Source organism: Pseudoalteromonas caenipelagi (assembly GCF_013140855.1).
GTDB classification, from domain to species: domain Bacteria; phylum Pseudomonadota; class Gammaproteobacteria; order Enterobacterales; family Alteromonadaceae; genus Pseudoalteromonas; species Pseudoalteromonas caenipelagi.
Window position 1 is genome coordinate 1 of sequence record NZ_JABBPG010000031.1, and the last position, 652, is coordinate 652.

1 protein-coding gene is annotated in these 652 nt (G+C 44.6%); it reads left to right on the top strand.

The window, feature by feature from the left end:
- Positions 1 to 652 (top strand): RHS repeat protein (locus HG263_RS22140; protein ID WP_171628236.1); only part of this gene is annotated, 652 nt, incomplete at both ends.

Below are 652 nucleotides of genomic sequence, written 5' to 3' on the forward strand. Positions count from 1 at the left end.
CAGGCGCTCAACCAAGTAAGACTTACTATGACCGTGCGGGTCGGGCCATAAAGCAAATCAACACAGGCTATAACAACCAACAGTCTGTAGTGAAGACTGAGTATGACCAATATGGCCGTGCTTATCGCACCTCTATTGCACTAGACAGTGATAGAGCGCCAAGTGCAGATGAATGGCAAACTAGTACCTTTGACATTCTAGGTCGAGTACTTGAAACCACCTCCCCGAGCTTTAACGGCAGTACGTTGCAAGTGAGTACTCGTTATTCTTATTTTTCGGTGATACAAACTCATAGTGATGGTGCAACCACGATTAAGAAAAGCAAAGCGTATAATGTGGCGGGTGAATTGCTTGGTATCACAGATAACAAAGGTGGTGGCGAGCAAGCAACATCAAGTACCATTATTTACAGATATGACGCATACGGCCAGTTACTTTATACGACGGATAGTGCAGTTAACCAAGTGAAGATGGAGTACGATGCGTTAGGTAATAAAATAAAGACCATCGACCCAGATAAGGGCACGTGGGAATATCGTTACAATGCATTGGGGCAGCTAAAGTGGCAAAAAGATGCCAATGGTCAAGTGACTTGGATTAACTACGATAATCTAGGCCGTGTGACGCAACGTATTAGCAACGCGCAATCAAG